Genomic DNA, 15,462 nt, shown 5'->3' on the forward strand with positions numbered 1-15,462 from the left:
GCCCACTTCCCCCTCGCCCGCCAGCGCCCTGGACACCCCTTTCGCCGTGCGCGGCACCCGCTGGCTCGCCGTCGGCAGCCTGCTGGGCCTGATCGTGCTCGGCCTGGCCTGGGAACTGTGGCTCGCGCCCTTGCGCGAAGGCGGGTCCTGGTGGGCCATCAAGGTGCTGCCGCTCACCGCGCCGCTGGCCGGCCTGCTGAAGAACCGCATGTACACCTACCGCTGGGTGAGCCTGCTGGTGTGGCTGTATTTCACCGAGGGCGCGGTGCGCGCCACCAGCGAGTCGGGCACCTCGATGTGGCTGGCCTGGCTGCAGGTGCTGCTGTGCGTCACCCTCTTCGCCGCCTGCGCGCTGCACGTGCGCATGCGCCTGCGCGCCGCCGGCAAGGAAGCCGTGGCCGCCGACGTGGCCAGCTCCAACGCGGCCGCCGAATCCCGCGTGGCCAAACCATGAGCGCAGCGCCGGGCCGTTCCCAAGCAAGCTCGCACCGCAGCCCGCTGGGCGAAGGTGTTCCAGTGAACACCACCCTGCTGCAAGCGCTGCGCGAGGCCGTGGGGCCGGCGCAGGTGCTGACCCACGAAGACCCCGCCGCCGACCTCTCCGCCTGGGAAAACGACTGGCGCAAGCGCGCGCAGGGCCGCGCGCTGGCCGTGGTGCGCCCGGGCAGCACCGCCGAGGTGGCCGCCGTGGTGCGCGCCTGCGCCCAGGCCGGTGCGGCGATCGTGCCGCAGGGCGGCAACACCGGCCTGGTGGTCGGCTCGGTGCCCGACGATTCCGGCACCCAGGTGGTGCTGAGCCTCACGCGCATGAACACCGTGCGCGAGATCGACGGCGCCAACCTCACCATGACCGTGGAGGCCGGCTGCGTGCTGCAGTCGCTGCAGGACGCGGCCGAGAAGGCGGGCTTCCTCTTCCCCCTGAGCCTGGCGGCCGAGGGCAGTTGCACGATCGGCGGCAACCTCGCCACCAACGCCGGCGGCACGCAGGTGCTGCGCTACGGCAACGCACGCGAGCTCTGCCTGGGCCTGGAGGTGGTGACCGCGCAGGGCGAGGTGTGGCAGGGCCTCACCGGCCTGCGCAAGGACAACACCGGCTACGACCTGCGCGACCTGTTCATCGGCAGCGAGGGCTCGCTGGGCGTGATCACCGCCGCCACGCTCAAGCTCTACCCGCTGCCCGCCGCGCAGCTCACCGCCTGGGCCGCCGTGCCCACGCTGGACGCGGCCGTGGCGCTGCTGGGCCTGGCGCACCAGCACCTGGGCGCGGGCCTGACGGGCTTCGAGGTGATGGGCCAGTTCGCCTTGAGCCTGGTCGACCGGCATTTCCCCGACCTGCGCGTGCCGCTCTGGCAAGAGAGCCCCTACTGCGTGCTGCTCGAGAACAGCGACAGCGAGTCGGAAGAACACGCGCGCGGGCAGTTCGAGCGGCTGCTGGAGACCGCCTTCGAGCAAGGCCTGGTGAGCGACGCGGTGGTGGCCGAGAGCCTGGCACAGGCGCGTGGCCTGTGGCACATCCGCGAGAGCATTCCGCTGGCGCAGGCCGAGGAAGGCCTGAACATCAAGCACGACATCAGCATCCCGGTCTCGCGCATCCCGGCCTTCTGCGCCGAGACCGACGCTTTGCTGCAGCGCGAGATGCCCGGTGTGCGGCTGGTGAACTTCGGCCACCTCGGCGACGGCAACCTGCACTACAACGTGCAGGCACCGGCCGGCGCAGATGCCAAAAAGTTCCTGGTTGAGCAGGAAACGCGCGTGAACACCCTGGTTTTCGATGCGGTGGCGCGCTACGATGGATCGATCAGCGCCGAACACGGCGTGGGCAGCCTCAAGGCCGCCCACCTGCCCCACTACAAGGACCCGGTTGCCCTGGGCCTGATGCGCGCCATCAAACAGGCGCTCGACCCCCAACAACTGATGAACCCTGGCCGCGTGCTCACCCTTCCATGAACCTCCGCCGTCCCGCCCGCCTGCTGCTCGTGTGTGCGCTCGCCGCCACCGGGTTGGCGCACGCGGTCGAGGCCAGCCAGCGCCAGGCCTGGCGCGAGCAGGCGCTGGCGTACGAACACGGGGAAGGCGTGGCGCGCGACACGAATGCGGCCATCGCGCTGTACTGCCGCGCCGCGCTGGCGGGGGATGCGGCCTCGGCCTACAACCTGGGCTGGCTCTACGCGAACGGCAGAGGCACGCCGCGCCACGACGGCTACGCCGCCCACTGGTTCGCTCGCGCTGCCCTGCTGGGCGACACCCAGGCCGAGGCCATGTTCCAGCGCCTGGGCACGCCGGCCGAAAAGCCCGACTGCGTGCTGCAGGCCGAGCGCGCCGACCAGCAGCGCACCAACCAGCTTGCCGAACAGGCGCGGCTCGACGCCGAGACGCAGGCTGTGATCACGCGCTACCGCGACTGGGTCAACACGCCCGAACAGCAGCGCATCATGAAGATCGTCTACAAGCTCGCGCCGCAGTTCGGCATCGAGCCCGGCCTGGCCTACGCGGTGATCAAGGCCGAGTCGAATTTCAATGTGCATGCCCTGTCGGACAAGAACGCCCAGGGCCTGATGCAGCTCATTCCCGAAACCGCCGCGCGCTTCCGGGTGAACAAGCCCTTCGACCCCGAGCAGAACATCCGCGGCGGCCTGTCTTACCTGCAGTGGCTGCTGGCCTACTTCAAGGGCAACGTGCCGCTGGTGCTCGCCGCCTACAACGCGGGCGAAGGCACGGTGGACCGCTTCCGCGGCGTGCCGCCCTACCCCGAGACGCAGGGCTACATCAAGCGCATCCAGCAGATCTTCGCCCTGCAGCAGCACCCCTTCGACGAGCGCATCACCGCGCCGTCGCCGGCCTTGCCCGGCATCGCGGCTGCCCGGCCCTGACCGGGGCCCGCAGGCCACGCGAGCGCGGCGTGCGCTCGACTCAGTAGTAACCCCATGAGGTAGTCCTACGACTATCAGGCGGGGGTGCGCGTTCCTAGAATTTTCGTATCACAAGCCATGCGCCCCAGCACCCGGGCATGGTCACAGGAGACGAAGCTTCATGAACATCGCGCAGCTGCTCGTGCGTTCGGCCCGAACCTTCCCCGACCGGGATGCCGTGCTGCTGGGTGCGCGTGTGTGCTGCGACTACCGCGAGCTGGCGCGCCGGGCCGGGGCGCTGGCCACCGACCTGACGCAGCGCCTGGGCCTGCGACCAGGCGAGCGCGTCGCCCTGCTGCTGCACAACTGCCCGCAGTACCTGGAGATCCTGTACGGCGCCTGGTTCGCCGGGCTGGTGGTGGTGCCGATCAACCACAAGCTGCATGCGCGCGAGGTGGAGTACATCCTGGCCGACAGCGGTGCGCGCGCGCTGTTCACCTCGCAAGATCTGGGCGCGGACCTGCGGCCCGACCCGGCCACCGCGATCGACGTGGACGGCGCGGACTACACCTCCATGCTCGCAAGCGATGCGGCAACACCGGTGCACCGTGCCCCCGAGGACATCGCCTGGCTGTTCTACACCTCGGGCACCACCGGCCGACCCAAGGGCGTGATGCTCACCCACCGCAACCTGCTGTCGATGACGCTCTGCTATTTCTCGGACGTGGACACCGTGCGGCAGGGGGACGCGAGCCTGTACGCGGCGCCCATGTCGCACGGCGCCGGCCTGTACAACCTCCCGCACGTGCTGGCAGGTGCGCGCCATGTGGTGCCCGACTCCGGCGGCTTCGACGCCGATGAAATCCTCGCGCTGGCCGGCCGCTTGCGCGATGTGTCGATGTTCGCCGCGCCCACCATGGTCAAGCGCCTGGTCGAGAGCGCGCAGGCCCGCGGCCTGGACGGCGACGGCATCAAGACCATCGTCTATGGCGGCGGGCCCATGTACGCCGCCGACATCCAGCAGGCCATCGCCGTGATGGGGTCTCGCTTCGTGCAGATCTACGGCCAGGGCGAATGCCCGATGGCGATCACGGCGCTCTCGCGGGAACACCTGGCCAATCTCGGTCATCCGCGCCACGCGCAGCGCATGGCCTCCGTGGGGGTGGCGCAGAGCAGCGTGGAGATCCGCATCGCGCAGCCCGACGGCACGGCGCTGCCCTGCGGCGAGACCGGGGAGATCCTGGTGCGCGGCGACCCGGTGATGCCGGGCTACTGGGGCAACACGCAAGCCACCGCCCAGACCCTGCGCGACGGCTGGCTGCACACCGGCGACATCGGCGAACTCGATGCCGACGGCTTCCTCTCTCTCAAGGACCGCTCCAAAGACCTGATCATCAGTGGCGGCTCGAACATCTACCCGCGCGAGGTCGAAGAGGTGCTGCTGCGCCACCCCGGCGTGCGCGAAGTGGCCGTGATCGGGCGCCCGCACAGCGAATGGGGCGAAGAGGTGCTGGCCTGCGTGGTCGCGCGCCCCGGCCATGCGCTGGACACCGGCGAGCTCGACGCGCTCTGCCTCGCCAGCATCGCGCGCTTCAAGCGCCCGCGCCGCTACCTGCTGCTCGACGAATTGCCCAAGAACAGTTACGGCAAGGTGCTCAAGACCGCTCTGCGGGACCTGGGCGATTCCCCCAACGACAGGAGACACAACCCATGAAACTGGTCACATTCGATCTGCCCGGCGGTCAACGCCACATCGGCGCCCTGCTCGCGGGCGAACAGCGCCTGGCAGACTTCACCGCGTCCTCCACCTCGCCCGCCATGCGCGACATGCTGGCGCTGATCGACGGCGGCGAGGCCGCGCTCAAGGAAGCGCGGCAACTGCTGGACAAACCTGCCGTCACGCACGCGCTGGCCGACGTGAAGCTGGCCGCGCCGCTGCCCGAGCCGCGCCAGATGCGCGACTTCCTGTGCTTCGAGAAACACTTCCGGCAGGCGCGCGCCAACCGCCACCTGTTCGGCGCCACCGACGGCGAGCGCGACCCGGCCAAGGTGGAGATTCCGCCCATCTGGTACGAGGAGCCGATCTACTACAAGTGCAACCGCTTCTCGGTGGTGGGCACGGGCGCGGACATCGTCAACCCGGCGTACTGCCAGATGCTGGACTACGAACTGGAGTTCGCCGCCATCCTGGGCAAGAGCGGCAAGAACATCCGCAAGGAAGACGCGCGCTCGCACATCTTCGGCTACCTGATCTTCAACGACGTGAGCGCGCGCGACCAGCAGATGCGCGAGATGGGCGGCACGCTCGGGCCCACCAAAGGCAAGGACTTCGACACCGGCAACGTGCTGGGCCCGTGGCTCGTCACGGCCGACGAGGTCGGCAACCCCTACGACCTGACCATGATCGCGCGCGTCAACGGCGAAGAATGGTCGCGCGGCAACAGCGGCGAGATGCACCACCGTTTCGAGGACGTGCTGGTCCACGCCTCGCGCGACGAGACGCTGCACGCAGGCGAGTTTTTCGGCTCAGGAACGGTCGGCAGCGGATGCGGACTGGAACTGGGCCGGTTTCTGAAACACGGCGATGTCGTCGAGCTGGAGGTGGAGAAGCTCGGCGTGCTGAAGAACCGTGTGGTGTTCCTTCCCTAAAACCATCTGGAGACAAGCCATGCACACCCTTATCGCGACCCTGCGTTCCCTTGTGCGCCCCCTGGCGGTGGCCACGCTGCTGAGTGCGGCGGCGGCCCCCGTCTGGGCCCAGAAGATCGTGTTCGGTTTCTCGGCGTCCACCGCGTTCGCCAACGCCTTTGTCGCGGCCAACGAGGGCATCTTCAAGAAGCACGGCCTGGACGTGGAAATGAAGCTGGTGCCCAACTCCGCCACCACGCCGGCGGCCCTGATGGCCGGCAGCCTGCAGATCGCCACGCCGACCGCGCCCAACACCATGCAGGCGGTCGAACAGGGCCTGGACCTGGTGGTGCTGGCCGGTGGCGGCTACTACACCAAGGGCATGGAAGACGTGGCCATCATGGTGCGCCCCGACAGCCCCATCAAGACCGCCAAGGACTTCGAGGGCAAGCGCGTGTCCACCCCGGGCCTCAACGCCTTCCTGCACGTGCTGTTCCGCAAGTGGATGGCCGAGAACGGCGGTGACTACAAGAAGGTGACCTTCACCGAGAACGCGTTCGCGCAATCCGTGGACGTGCTGCGCAACGGCCAGGTCGACGGCATCCTCGCGGTGCAGCCCTTCCTCTCGCGCGCCGAAGAGACGGGCGCCGGCCGCGTGGTTGCCTACTACATCGCCGCGCTGGAAGGCGAGGTGCAGTCGGGCTGGCACGTGGCCAACCGCAAGTGGGCCGACGCGAATCCCAAACAGGTCGAGGCCTTCCGTGCCGCCATTCAGGAAGCCTCGGCCCTGGCCCAGAAAGACCCGGGCGTGGTGCGCAAGGCCAACCTGGTCTACATCCCCTTCCCGGCCGAAGTGCAGGCCAAGTTCCCCGACCCGAAGTTCCGCCCGGTGATCACGCCCGAGGTGGTGCAAAACTGGAACAAGATCATGATGGACCAGGACATGCTCAAGAAGCCGATCGACCCGGCGAAGCTGATCTACAAGTGAGCCGCATGAGCCAAGCCAATGCGCCCGTCCTGTCCGTCACCGGGCTGGACTTCACCGTGGGTTCCCTCAACATCCTGAACGACATCTCGCTCACGGTGCATGAGAAGGAGTTCGTCTGCATCGTCGGCGCCTCGGGCTGCGGCAAGACCACGCTGCTGCGCCTGATGGGCGGCCTGCTGAGCCCCACCCAGGGCCGCGTGCTGTACCGGGGCCGTCCGATCGACGGGCCCGACCCGGAACTCGCGGTGGTGTTCCAGGACTACGGGCGCGCCCTGCTGCCCTGGCGCACCGTGGCCGGCAACGTGGAGCTGGCGCTGGAGGCGCGCCGCGTGCCCAAGAACGAGCGCGCGCCCATCATCCGCGACATGCTGGAACGGGTGGGCCTGGCCGAGCGGGCCGACGCCTACCCGATCCAGCTCTCCGGCGGCATGCAGCAGCGCCTGCAGATCGCGCGCTGCATGGCGCAGGCGCCGCAGGTGCTGCTGATGGACGAGCCCTTCGGTGCGCTCGACGCGATGACGCGCCAGACCCTGCAGGACGAAGTGGCCCGCCTGTGCGCCGACGCCGGCGTAACGGTGGTGTTCATCACCCACGACCTGGAAGAAGCGATCTACCTGGGCGACCGCGTGATCTCGATGGACAAGCACCCGGGACGGCTGTCGGAGACGCTGACGATCGAGCTGGAACGGCCGCGCGACCAGCTCACCACGCGGGAGGACGCGCGCTTCCTGGCCTACCGGCACCGCCTGTTCAACCTCCTGCCACCGGGGCACTGAGATGAATGCATCCATGGCGCGCGTGTTCAAGGGGGTGCTGTTCCCGGCGGCGGTCCTGATCTTCTGGGAATTCGCGGCCCGTTCCGGGCTGCTCAAGGCCGAGAGCCTGTCGTCCCCCTTCGCGATCTTCCGCGCGGCGGTGGGCGTGGTCGCCGACGGCAGCCTGTTCAAGGCCGCGCTGGAGACCTTCGGCGGCGCGGTCGGCGGGCTGGTGGTGGGGGCCACGGCGGGCATTCTGGTCGGCGTGGCCTTCGGCCTCTCACGCCACCTGTCGCAGCTGATGCGCGTGTCCACCGAAGCGCTGCGACCCATCCCCTCGGTCGCGCTGATCCCGCTGGCGCTGCTGATCCACGGCTACGGGTTCCAGATGGAGAGCAGCATCGTGGCCTTCTCGTGTTTCTGGCCGCTGCTGATCATCACCGAAAGCGCGGTGCGCGGCATCGAGCCGCGCCTGCTGGAGGTGGCACGCATGCTCAACTTCGGCCTGCGCGAACGCGTCACCAAGATCGTGCTGCCGGCGGCGCTGCCGCGCATCTTCGTCGGCCTGCGGCTGGCGGCCGCGGTGTCACTGGTGGTGGCGGTCACGGTAGAGATCACGGCCAATCCGATGGGCCTGGGCTACGCGCTCATCGTCGCGCAGGAAAGCATGCGGCCCGACCGCGTGTTCGCCTTCATCGGCTGGATCGGCCTGATCGGCTGGGCGCTCAACGCCTCGCTGCTGCGCGCGCAGCAGCGCTGGTTCGGGCGCATGGGCAACTGGGCGGAGCAATCGTCATGAAACAACGGCACGGTGTCCTGATGTGGTTTGCCAGCCTGGGTGTGCTGGCCGCGCTGGTCGGCCTGTGGCAGCTCGCCGCGCACCTGGAGCTGGTGTCGCCAGTGTTCTTTCCGGCCCCGCTGCGCAGCTTCGAGTCGCTCTGGGACCAGATGGGCACGGCCGACTTCTGGCTGGCCTTTCGCGAAACCCTCACGCGCATGGTGCTGGGCTTCGTGACCGCCTCGGTCGCGGGCATCGCACTGGGCGCGGCGATCGGCCTCTCGCCCCGGCTGCGCGCCTATGTGGAGCCCACGCTGGAGCTGATCCGGCCGCTGCCGGCTTCGGCCATGATCCCGGTCTTCGTGCTGCTGATCGGCCTGAACGACCGCATGATCGTGACGGCGATCGCGTTCTCCTCGCTCTGGCCGGTGCTGCTCAACACGGTGCACGGCTTCAAGACCATCGAGCCCCGGCTGCTGGAGGTGGCGCGCATCCTGCACCTCTCGCGGCTGGAGATGGTCTGGAAGATCGCCCTGCCCAACGCGCTGCCCGACATCTTCGCCGGGCTGCGGCTGGCGCTGACGGTCTCGCTCATCCTCGCGGTGGTGGCCGAGATGCTGGCCGGCACCATCGGCCTGGGCCAGAACATCACGCTGGCTGCGCGCTCGTTCCGCAGCGCCGACCTGTACGCCGGGATCATCGTGCTCGGCGCGGTCGGCTACGTGTCCAACATCCTGCTCCAACGCGCCGAACAGCACCTGCTGCGCTGGCGCACGCCCTGAACCCGGCATCCCCCACCCCAACCACAGGAGACAACCCATGAAATGGCAATACACCAAGGGACTGCACGACATCGGCAACGGCAACTACGCCTGGCTGCTGCCCGACGGCACCTGGGGCTGGAGCAATGCCGGCCTGGTGACCGACAGCGGCGAGTCGCTGCTGGTGGACACCCTGTTCGACCTCAAGCTCACGCGCGAGATGCTGCATGCGATGCGCAACGCGGTGCCCGAGGCCAAGGAGATCGCGCAGGTGGTCAACACCCACGCCAACGGCGACCACTACTTCGGCAACCAGCTGGTGGCCGACTCCGAGATCATCGTCTCGCAGGCCTGCGCCGACGAAATGCTCGCGCACCCACCCCAGGCCCTGATCGACCGCTTCCGCAACTACAAGGAACTGGGCGACGGCGGTGAGTTCCTCATGAAGGCGATGGGCCGCGTGTTCGATTTCCGCGGCATCGTCTACACCCCGCCGACCAAGACTTTCAGCGGCGAGATCGACCTCAAGGTGGGCAACAAGACCGTGAAGCTGGTCGAGGTGGGCCCCGCCCACACCAAAGGCGACGTGCTCGCCTACATCCCCGAAGACAAGATCGTCTACACCGGCGACATCCTGTTCAACGGAGGCCACCCCATCGTGTGGGCGGGCCCGGTGGACAACTGGATCCGCGCCTGCGACCTGATGCTCGGCTGGGACGTGGAGGTGGTGGTGCCTGGCCACGGCCCGATCACCGACAAGACCGGCGTGCGCGCGCTCAAGCACTACCTGGAGTACGTCAAGGCCGAGGCGCGCAAGCGCTACGACCAGGGCATGACGCTGGAACAGGCGGTGGACGACATCTCGCTGCGCGAGTTCAACTCGTGGACCGACGCCGAGCGCATCTACGTCACCGTCAACAACCTGTACCAGGAGTTCAGCGGCGACACCTCGCCGCCGGACACCGTGAAGCTGTTCGGCCTGATGGCGCACTACGAAGAGCGCCAGCGCAAGCTGCACGGCAACATCATCGGCTGCGGACCCAACTGCAACCACGCCAACCACTGACCCCCAGATCCCACCTCAAGGAGACACACATGGCCTGGAGAATCCGCCGCGTCGTGACCGGGCACGACGCCCAGGGTCGCTCGACCTTCATCATGGATGGCCTCGCGCCCAACATCAAGGAAATGGCGTCCATGCCGGGCGTGGCCTTGACCGACCTGTGGGAGACCACCACCGCCCCGGCTGACAACACCGGCACCGCAGACGCCGCCTCGCGCCCGGTCAAGCTGGAGCCGCCGCAAGTGGGCAGCATCCTGCGCATCGTGGAGTTCCCGCCCGACACCATGTGGCAAGGCGCGGACGCGGCCAAGGCCTTCGAGTCGATCGGGGCCGGCCACGCGCCCGACGCCCATTCGGACGACCCGATGCGGCACAAGACCAGCACCATCGACTACATCGTGGTGCTCAAGGGCGAGATCTACGCCATCCTGGACACGGGCGAAACGCTGCTCAAGGCCGGGGACATCCTGGTCCAGCGCGGGACCATGCATTCCTGGAGCGTGCGCGGCACCGAGCCCTGCATCGTGGCGGCCATCCTGATCGGCGCCACGCCGCACGCCTGAGCCGCGCCCACAGCCCGTTCAGGGCGAGGGCGGCATGCCCAGGATGCGTGCGATCAGCTCGCCGGTGGAGTTCACGTCCAGCTTGCGCATCAGGCGCAGACGGTGAGCCTCCACCGTGCGGTGGCTGACGTTGAGGTCCTTGGCGATCTGCTTGCTGGTCAGGCCGGTGATGACGCGGGCCGCGATCTCGCGTTCGCGGGCCGTGAGCGGCGCGTTCACCGGCCGGGCCTCGCTGATGTCATCGAACACCCAGATCACGGAAGCGAAGGGCGATTCCGGCGTGAAGGAGCGCCCGGACACCGCGCACCAGAACATGCGCCCGTTGGCGTGCCGCATGATGCGCTGGTCGCGGTGGTTGCCGTTCTGCCGCATGCTGGCCACCCAGGTCTCGCCGATGTGCTCGAACTCCTCGTGCGAGGGATACAGCATCTCGGTGGACTGCCCGACCAGGGCGCTCACCGGGTAACCGAACATCTCGGACATGGCCCGGTTGCAGCGCTCGATGATGCGCTGGCGGGTCACCATCAAACCCACCGGCGCGAGCTCGAAAATCATTTCGGGCTCGGCAATGGATTCAGACAGGGTCTTGGGCGTCATCGGGCGTGGGGGTGATGGGCCATTATGGCGCAGGGGTTCGGCGCGCCACCGCCTCGGGGCCGGGCCGAAACAGGCACAATTCCATCCATGACAGACCGCCCCATCCGCTCACAGTACGAAGATTTCATGCGCCACGTGTACACGACGGGCGTGCAGAAAACCGATCGCACCGGCACCGGCACCACCAGCGTGTTCGGCCACCAGATGCGCTTCGACCTGAACGAGGGTTTCCCGCTGGTGACCACCAAGAAGGTGTTCACCAAGGCCATCATCGTCGAGCTGCTGTGGTTCCTGCGCGGCGACAGCAACGTGAAGTGGCTGCAGGAGCGCGGCTGCACCATCTGGGACGAATGGGCGCGCGAAGACGGCGACCTCGGCCCGGTGTACGGCGTGCAGTGGCGCAACTGGCCCGCGCCCGACGGGCGCCACATCGACCAGATCAGCGAGGTGGTCAAGCAGCTCAAGACCAACCCCGATTCGCGCCGCATCATCGTGAGCGCCTGGAACGTGGCCGACCTCGACAAGATGGCCCTGATGCCTTGTCACGCGTTCTTCCAGTTCTACGTGGCCGACGGCAAGCTGAGCTGCCAGCTCTACCAGCGCAGCGCCGACATTTTCCTGGGCGTGCCGTTCAACATCGCCAGCTACGCGCTGCTCACCCACATGCTGGCGCAGCAGTGCGACCTGGAAGTGGGCGAGTTCATCTGGACCGGCGGCGACTGCCACATCTACAGCAACCACCACGAGCAGGTGGAGACGCAGCTCGCGCGTGCCCCGCACCCCTACCCCACGCTGCGCATCAAGCGCCGCCCCGCATCGATCTTCGACTACGAGCTCGACGACTTCGAGATCCTGGACTACCAGCACCACCCGGCCATCAAGGCGCCGGTGGCGGTCTGAGCCCGCGCCCGGCGCCGCGCGCGTGATCTCCCGCCGCCAGCTCTGGGCGCTGCTCGCCCTCACGCTCATGTGGGGCGTGAACTGGCCCATGATGAAGCTCTCGCTGCAGGAGCTCACGCCGCTGTACTTCCGCGCCAGCACCATGATGCTGGGCGCGCTCGGCCTGTTCATCTACGTCGCCCGCCGGGGCGAGCGCATGCGCCCCACGGGCGCCGAATGGGCGGCCATCGCCTGGCTTGGCCTGCCCAACGTGCTGGGCTGGCACACGCTCTCCATCTTCGGCGTGCAGGAACTCGCCTCGGGCCGGGCGGCCATCCTGGGCTTCACCATGCCGATCTTCACCGTGCTGATCGGCGCGGCCTTCTTCGGCGAGCGCATCACGCCGCGCGTGCGCGCGGCCGTGGTGTGCGCGGGCATCGCCATCGCGCTGCTGCTGTGGCATGAACTGCAAAGCCTGAGCGGCCGCCCCACCGGCATCGCGTGGATGCTGGGCGCCGCCTTCTGCTGGGGCGTGGGCACGCTGCAGTTCCGCCGCGCCCACCTCACGCTATCCCCCATGGTGGTCACCGTCTGGATGCTGCTGCTGGGCAGCGGCGTGGTGTGGGCGCTGGCCCTCGCGCTGGAGCCGCTGCCCCGGCTGGCCGGCTTCTCGGCGCCGATGTGGATCAGCCTGGCCTATGGCGTGTTCATCAACTACGGCGTGGCGCAGCTGATCTGGTTCGGCATGGCGCGCAACCTGCCGCCGGCCACCAGCGCGATGAGCGTCATGGCGATCCCGCTGGTGGGCACGCTGAGCGCGACCTTCATCGTGGGCGAGGTGCCGCACTGGCAGGACTGGGCCGCCATCGGCTTCGTGATGATGGCCATTGCCAGCGTGCTCTGGCCCGTCCGGCCTGCGCTGCCGGCGGCACAATAGGCGCATGCCCCAGCCCACCACCCGACTGCACCTGATCCTCGCGCGCGCCGCCAATGGCGTGATCGGCAAGGACAACGCCCTGCCCTGGCACCTGCCGGAAGACATGGCGCACTTCAAGCGCACCACGCTCGGCCACCCTGTGATCATGGGCCGCAAGACCTGGGATTCGCTGCCACCGAAGTTCCGCCCGCTGCCGGGCCGGCTCAACATCGTCGTCACGCGCGACACCGCCTGGCAGGCCGAAGGCGCTTCCCGCGCGAACTCGCTGCCGCAGGCCGTGTCGCTGTGCCCGGCGGGTTCGGACGCCTGGGTGATCGGCGGCGCACAGATCTACGCCGCCGCCCTGCCGCTGGCCGACACCGCCGTGGTCACCGAGATCGCGCGGGATTTCGAGGGCGATGCGCACGCGCCGGTGTTCGGCCCCGAATGGCAGGAGACCGCGCGCGAGACCCACACGGCCGCCAACGGCCTGCCCTTCGCGTTCGTGACCTACACCCGAACCACGACGCGGTAGACGCAGCGCGACGCGCCGGCGAGCACGTGCTGTTCGCGCGTGATGCGGCTCTCGCCGCCGATGATGTCCTGGAACAGCTGCAGCTCCGAGCGGCAGAAACCCTGACAGCTGCGCGCCGCGGCACAGATCGGGCAATGGTCCTCGATCAGCAGCCAGTCCTTGCCGTCGCGCTCGACGCGCGCCATGTAGCCCTCTTCGCTGCGCACCACCGCAAGCTGCTCCAGGCGCCTGGCCACGGTCTTGCCGTTGCAGCGCTGCTGGTACACGGCGCGGGCATCGGCCTCGCGCTGCGAGATCAGCCGCTCCAGGCCCTGTTCGCCAAACAACTGCCGCACCGAGCCGATCAGCTGCACCGTCAGCTGCGCGTGGGTGTCGGGGAAGCGGCGGTGGCCGGCCTCGGTCAGCGCCCAGTTCTGGCGGGGCCGGCCCACGCCGGCGGCGGCTTCCTGCTGGCCCTCGAGCCAACCCGCCGCGACCAGCTTCTGCACCTGCTGGCGCGCCGCTTCCGGCGTCAGGTCCAGCGCCAGCGCCAGACGGGCGGTGGAGGTCGGCCCCCGGGATTTGACAAGGAACAGGATGCGATCCGCCGTCGGGGATGCACCCTGAATATCCAGGTCTTTACTTGCATAAACCATGGCGCAATCCTAATATGCAAACATTCACTTGGATAATAACCGCGCCACCGCGCACTGTCGAGAATCGCCCATGTCGTCCCTCACCGCCCCTCTCCCTGCAACGGCTTCCTGGGGCGATCTGCTCAAGGGCAGGAACGGCTGGCTCGCGCTGGCCCTGACCGGTGGCGTGGCCCTGCACGCCATCAACGTGCACATCGTCACCACCGTGCTGCCTTCCGTGGTGCAGGACATCGGCGGACTGGACTGGTACGCCTGGAACACCACCTTGTTCGTGGTGGCGTCCATCATCGGCGCCGCGCTGTCGGTGCGCGTGCTGTCCTCGCTCGGGCCACGCGGCGCCTGCCTCGCGGCGCTGGGCCTGTTCGCCCTGGGCTCGGCCGTGTGTGCCAGCGCGGGCTCCATGGGCGGGATGCTGATCGGCCGCAGCGTGCAAGGCCTGGGCGGCGGCACCCTGGCGGCCCTGAGCTACGCCCTGATCCGTGTCGTGTTCGAGCCTGCCCTGTGGTTGCGCGCGGTGGCCCTGGTCTCCGGCATGTGGGGCATCGCCACGCTGTGCGGCCCGGCGGCGGGTGGGCTGTTCGCCGAGGCCGGCCACTGGCGCTGGGCCTTCTGGATCCTGCTGCCGATCTCGCTGCTGCAGGCGCTGGTGGTCGTGGTGCAGTTGCGCCCCGCGTCCGGCGCCGCGCCAACCCGTGGACCCAAGCCGCAGGTGCCGTTGGTGCAGGTGGGGCTTCTCGCGGGCTCCGTGCTGCTGATCGCGGCAGGAAGCCTGTCGCCGCAGTTGCTGTGGCAAAGCCTGGGCCTGGCCGGCGGTCTGGCCCTGGGCGCCGCCGCCATCGGGGTGGACCGCCAGGCGGCGGTGCGCCTGCTGCCTTCGGGCGCGACGGCGCTGGGTTCGCCGCTGGGCACCGTGTACGCCATCGTGGCGCTGCTGCTGGTGGGCATGACGACCGAAATCTACGTGCCCTACTTCCTGCAGGTGCTGCACGGCCACACGCCGCTGGCGGCGGGTTACCTCACCGCGGCGATGGCGGCCGGCTGGAGCGCGGGCTCGCTGCTGTCGTCGGGGCGCAGCGGCGCGGCGGCCGCGCGCCTGCTGCGGGCCGGCCCGCTGCTGACCACCCTCAGCCTGCTGGCCCTGGCCGTGGTGATACCGGTCGGTGCGGATCTGAACCCGGGTGTGCGCCTGCTGCTTTGCGGCCTGCCCCTGGCCGGCGCGGGAGCGGGCGTGGGCATGGGCTGGCCCCATCTGCTGAACCGCGTGCTGAGCCTTGCGCCGGCCGGGGAAGGTGGCATGGCATCGGCCGCCATCACCACCATCCAGCTCTACGGCATGGCCGTGGGCGCGGCGGTCGCGGGTCTGGTGGCGAACGCCGCGGGCCTCAGCGACCCGGGCGGGCCGGCGGGTGCGCGCGCCGCCGCGGTCTGGCTGTTCGCGAGCTTCGCCCTGGCGCCGGCGCTGGCGACCCTGCTGGCCCGCCGCATCACGCGCGCACCGGGCCCGTGAGGAGACAC

General features: G+C 69.0%; 17 protein-coding genes. 15 read left to right on the plus strand and 2 right to left on the minus strand.

The annotated features are described in order from the left end of the window. From AC07ZS_RS07300 to AC07ZS_RS07350, 11 genes are all read left to right on the plus strand, one after another. Positions 1 to 454, plus strand: a 454-nt coding sequence (locus AC07ZS_RS07300; RefSeq protein ID WP_494797924.1) for a DUF2069 domain-containing protein, incomplete at its 5' end; no start/stop codon positions are given. 62 nt (positions 455 to 516) lie between these two features. After that, positions 517 to 1,947, plus strand: coding sequence for an FAD-binding oxidoreductase (locus tag AC07ZS_RS07305; RefSeq protein WP_494798040.1), 1,431 nt, complete (start codon positions 517 to 519; stop codon positions 1,945 to 1,947). Next, the gene (locus AC07ZS_RS07310) at positions 1,944 to 2,870 is read left to right on the plus strand and encodes a transglycosylase SLT domain-containing protein (RefSeq protein ID WP_494797925.1); all 927 of its coding nucleotides are present in this window, start codon (positions 1,944 to 1,946) and stop codon (positions 2,868 to 2,870) included. Before AC07ZS_RS07305 ends, AC07ZS_RS07310 begins: the two co-directional genes overlap by 4 nt. Before the next feature lie 160 nt (positions 2,871 to 3,030). Beyond that, complete coding sequence (locus AC07ZS_RS07315) at positions 3,031 to 4,563, plus strand: class I adenylate-forming enzyme family protein (protein WP_494797926.1); 1,533 nt, start codon at positions 3,031 to 3,033, stop codon at positions 4,561 to 4,563. Beyond that, a complete protein-coding gene (locus AC07ZS_RS07320) occupies positions 4,560 to 5,498 on the plus strand; it encodes a fumarylacetoacetate hydrolase family protein (RefSeq protein WP_494797927.1) in 939 nt (312 codons plus the stop codon). Before AC07ZS_RS07315 ends, AC07ZS_RS07320 begins: the two co-directional genes overlap by 4 nt. Positions 5,499 to 5,517: 19 nt before the next feature. Continuing rightward, a complete protein-coding gene (locus tag AC07ZS_RS07325; protein WP_494797928.1) occupies positions 5,518 to 6,465 on the plus strand; it encodes an ABC transporter substrate-binding protein in 948 nt (315 codons plus the stop codon). A 5-nt stretch (positions 6,466 to 6,470) separates the two neighbouring features. Further along, positions 6,471 to 7,241: an ABC transporter ATP-binding protein gene (locus tag AC07ZS_RS07330; protein WP_494797929.1), complete on the plus strand. Its 771-nt coding sequence runs from the start codon at positions 6,471 to 6,473 to the stop codon at positions 7,239 to 7,241. A gap of 1 nt (position 7,242) precedes the next feature. Beyond that, entirely contained in the window at positions 7,243 to 8,019 is a 777-nt protein-coding gene (locus AC07ZS_RS07335; RefSeq protein ID WP_494797930.1) for an ABC transporter permease, read from the plus strand. After that, the gene (locus tag AC07ZS_RS07340) at positions 8,016 to 8,780 is read left to right on the plus strand and encodes an ABC transporter permease (protein WP_494797931.1); all 765 of its coding nucleotides are present in this window, start codon (positions 8,016 to 8,018) and stop codon (positions 8,778 to 8,780) included. The genes AC07ZS_RS07335 and AC07ZS_RS07340 overlap by 4 nt, the downstream gene beginning before the upstream one ends. A 37-nt stretch (positions 8,781 to 8,817) precedes the next feature. After that, positions 8,818 to 9,825 carry an MBL fold metallo-hydrolase gene (locus AC07ZS_RS07345; RefSeq protein WP_494797932.1) on the plus strand — a complete coding sequence of 336 codons (1,008 nt, stop codon included), beginning with the start codon at positions 8,818 to 8,820 and terminating at the stop codon, positions 9,823 to 9,825. Between the two features lie 29 nt (positions 9,826 to 9,854). Further along, complete coding sequence (locus AC07ZS_RS07350) at positions 9,855 to 10,385, plus strand: cupin domain-containing protein (protein ID WP_494797933.1); 531 nt, start codon at positions 9,855 to 9,857, stop codon at positions 10,383 to 10,385. Positions 10,386 to 10,403: 18 nt separating this feature from the next. Here the strand turns inward: AC07ZS_RS07350 and AC07ZS_RS07355 are convergent, their stop codons facing one another. After that, positions 10,404 to 10,982 carry a LuxR C-terminal-related transcriptional regulator gene (locus tag AC07ZS_RS07355; RefSeq protein ID WP_494797934.1) on the minus strand — a complete coding sequence of 193 codons (579 nt, stop codon included), beginning with the start codon at positions 10,980 to 10,982 and terminating at the stop codon, positions 10,404 to 10,406. 87 nt (positions 10,983 to 11,069) lie between these two features. Here AC07ZS_RS07355 and AC07ZS_RS07360 point away from each other — a divergent pair, with 87 nt between their 5' ends. From AC07ZS_RS07360 to AC07ZS_RS07370, 3 genes are read left to right on the plus strand one after another with little or no spacing between them, the layout of a single operon-like run. After that, positions 11,070 to 11,882 carry a thymidylate synthase gene (locus tag AC07ZS_RS07360; RefSeq protein ID WP_494797935.1) on the plus strand — a complete coding sequence of 271 codons (813 nt, stop codon included), beginning with the start codon at positions 11,070 to 11,072 and terminating at the stop codon, positions 11,880 to 11,882. A gap of 22 nt (positions 11,883 to 11,904) precedes the next feature. Continuing rightward, entirely contained in the window at positions 11,905 to 12,798 is an 894-nt protein-coding gene (locus AC07ZS_RS07365; RefSeq protein WP_494797936.1) for a DMT family transporter, read from the plus strand. A 4-nt stretch (positions 12,799 to 12,802) separates the two neighbouring features. After that, on the plus strand, positions 12,803 to 13,312 hold the full coding sequence (locus AC07ZS_RS07370) for a dihydrofolate reductase (RefSeq protein ID WP_494797937.1): 510 nt from the start codon (positions 12,803 to 12,805) through the stop codon (positions 13,310 to 13,312). Here AC07ZS_RS07370 and AC07ZS_RS07375 read toward each other — a convergent pair. Continuing rightward, complete coding sequence (locus AC07ZS_RS07375; RefSeq protein ID WP_494797938.1) at positions 13,288 to 13,947, minus strand: helix-turn-helix transcriptional regulator; 660 nt, start codon at positions 13,945 to 13,947, stop codon at positions 13,288 to 13,290. The genes AC07ZS_RS07370 and AC07ZS_RS07375 overlap by 25 nt on opposite strands. Positions 13,948 to 14,017: 70 nt before the next feature. Here AC07ZS_RS07375 and AC07ZS_RS07380 point away from each other — a divergent pair, with 70 nt between their 5' ends. Next, positions 14,018 to 15,454 (plus strand): MFS transporter, encoded by a 1,437-nt coding sequence (locus AC07ZS_RS07380; RefSeq protein ID WP_494797939.1) that lies wholly within the window; start codon positions 14,018 to 14,020, stop codon positions 15,452 to 15,454. The last annotated feature ends 8 nt before the right edge of the window (positions 15,455 to 15,462 follow it).

This window comes from Hydrogenophaga sp. GW456-12-10-14-TSB4, assembly GCF_059424305.1.

What these genes read in the sequence shown, in the direction of transcription:
- AC07ZS_RS07310 (WP_494797925.1), top strand. Translation starts at nt 1,944, where the DNA reads ATGAACCTCCGCCGTCCCGCCCGCCTGCTGCTCGTGTGTGCGCTCGCC.
- AC07ZS_RS07315 (WP_494797926.1), top strand. Translation starts at nt 3,031, where the DNA reads ATGAACATCGCGCAGCTGCTCGTGCGTTCGGCCCGAACCTTCCCCGAC.
- AC07ZS_RS07320 (WP_494797927.1), top strand. Translation starts at nt 4,560, where the DNA reads ATGAAACTGGTCACATTCGATCTGCCCGGCGGTCAACGCCACATCGGC.
- AC07ZS_RS07325 (WP_494797928.1), top strand. Translation starts at nt 5,518, where the DNA reads ATGCACACCCTTATCGCGACCCTGCGTTCCCTTGTGCGCCCCCTGGCG.
- AC07ZS_RS07330 (WP_494797929.1), top strand. Translation starts at nt 6,471, where the DNA reads ATGAGCCAAGCCAATGCGCCCGTCCTGTCCGTCACCGGGCTGGACTTC.
- AC07ZS_RS07335 (WP_494797930.1), top strand. Translation starts at nt 7,243, where the DNA reads ATGAATGCATCCATGGCGCGCGTGTTCAAGGGGGTGCTGTTCCCGGCG.
- AC07ZS_RS07340 (WP_494797931.1), top strand. Translation starts at nt 8,016, where the DNA reads ATGAAACAACGGCACGGTGTCCTGATGTGGTTTGCCAGCCTGGGTGTG.
- AC07ZS_RS07345 (WP_494797932.1), top strand. Translation starts at nt 8,818, where the DNA reads ATGAAATGGCAATACACCAAGGGACTGCACGACATCGGCAACGGCAAC.
- AC07ZS_RS07350 (WP_494797933.1), top strand. Translation starts at nt 9,855, where the DNA reads ATGGCCTGGAGAATCCGCCGCGTCGTGACCGGGCACGACGCCCAGGGT.
- AC07ZS_RS07355 (WP_494797934.1), bottom strand. Translation starts at nt 10,982, where the DNA reads ATGACGCCCAAGACCCTGTCTGAATCCATTGCCGAGCCCGAAATGATT.
- AC07ZS_RS07360 (WP_494797935.1), top strand. Translation starts at nt 11,070, where the DNA reads ATGACAGACCGCCCCATCCGCTCACAGTACGAAGATTTCATGCGCCAC.
- AC07ZS_RS07370 (WP_494797937.1), top strand. Translation starts at nt 12,803, where the DNA reads ATGCCCCAGCCCACCACCCGACTGCACCTGATCCTCGCGCGCGCCGCC.
- AC07ZS_RS07375 (WP_494797938.1), bottom strand. Translation starts at nt 13,947, where the DNA reads ATGGTTTATGCAAGTAAAGACCTGGATATTCAGGGTGCATCCCCGACG.
- AC07ZS_RS07380 (WP_494797939.1), top strand. Translation starts at nt 14,018, where the DNA reads ATGTCGTCCCTCACCGCCCCTCTCCCTGCAACGGCTTCCTGGGGCGAT.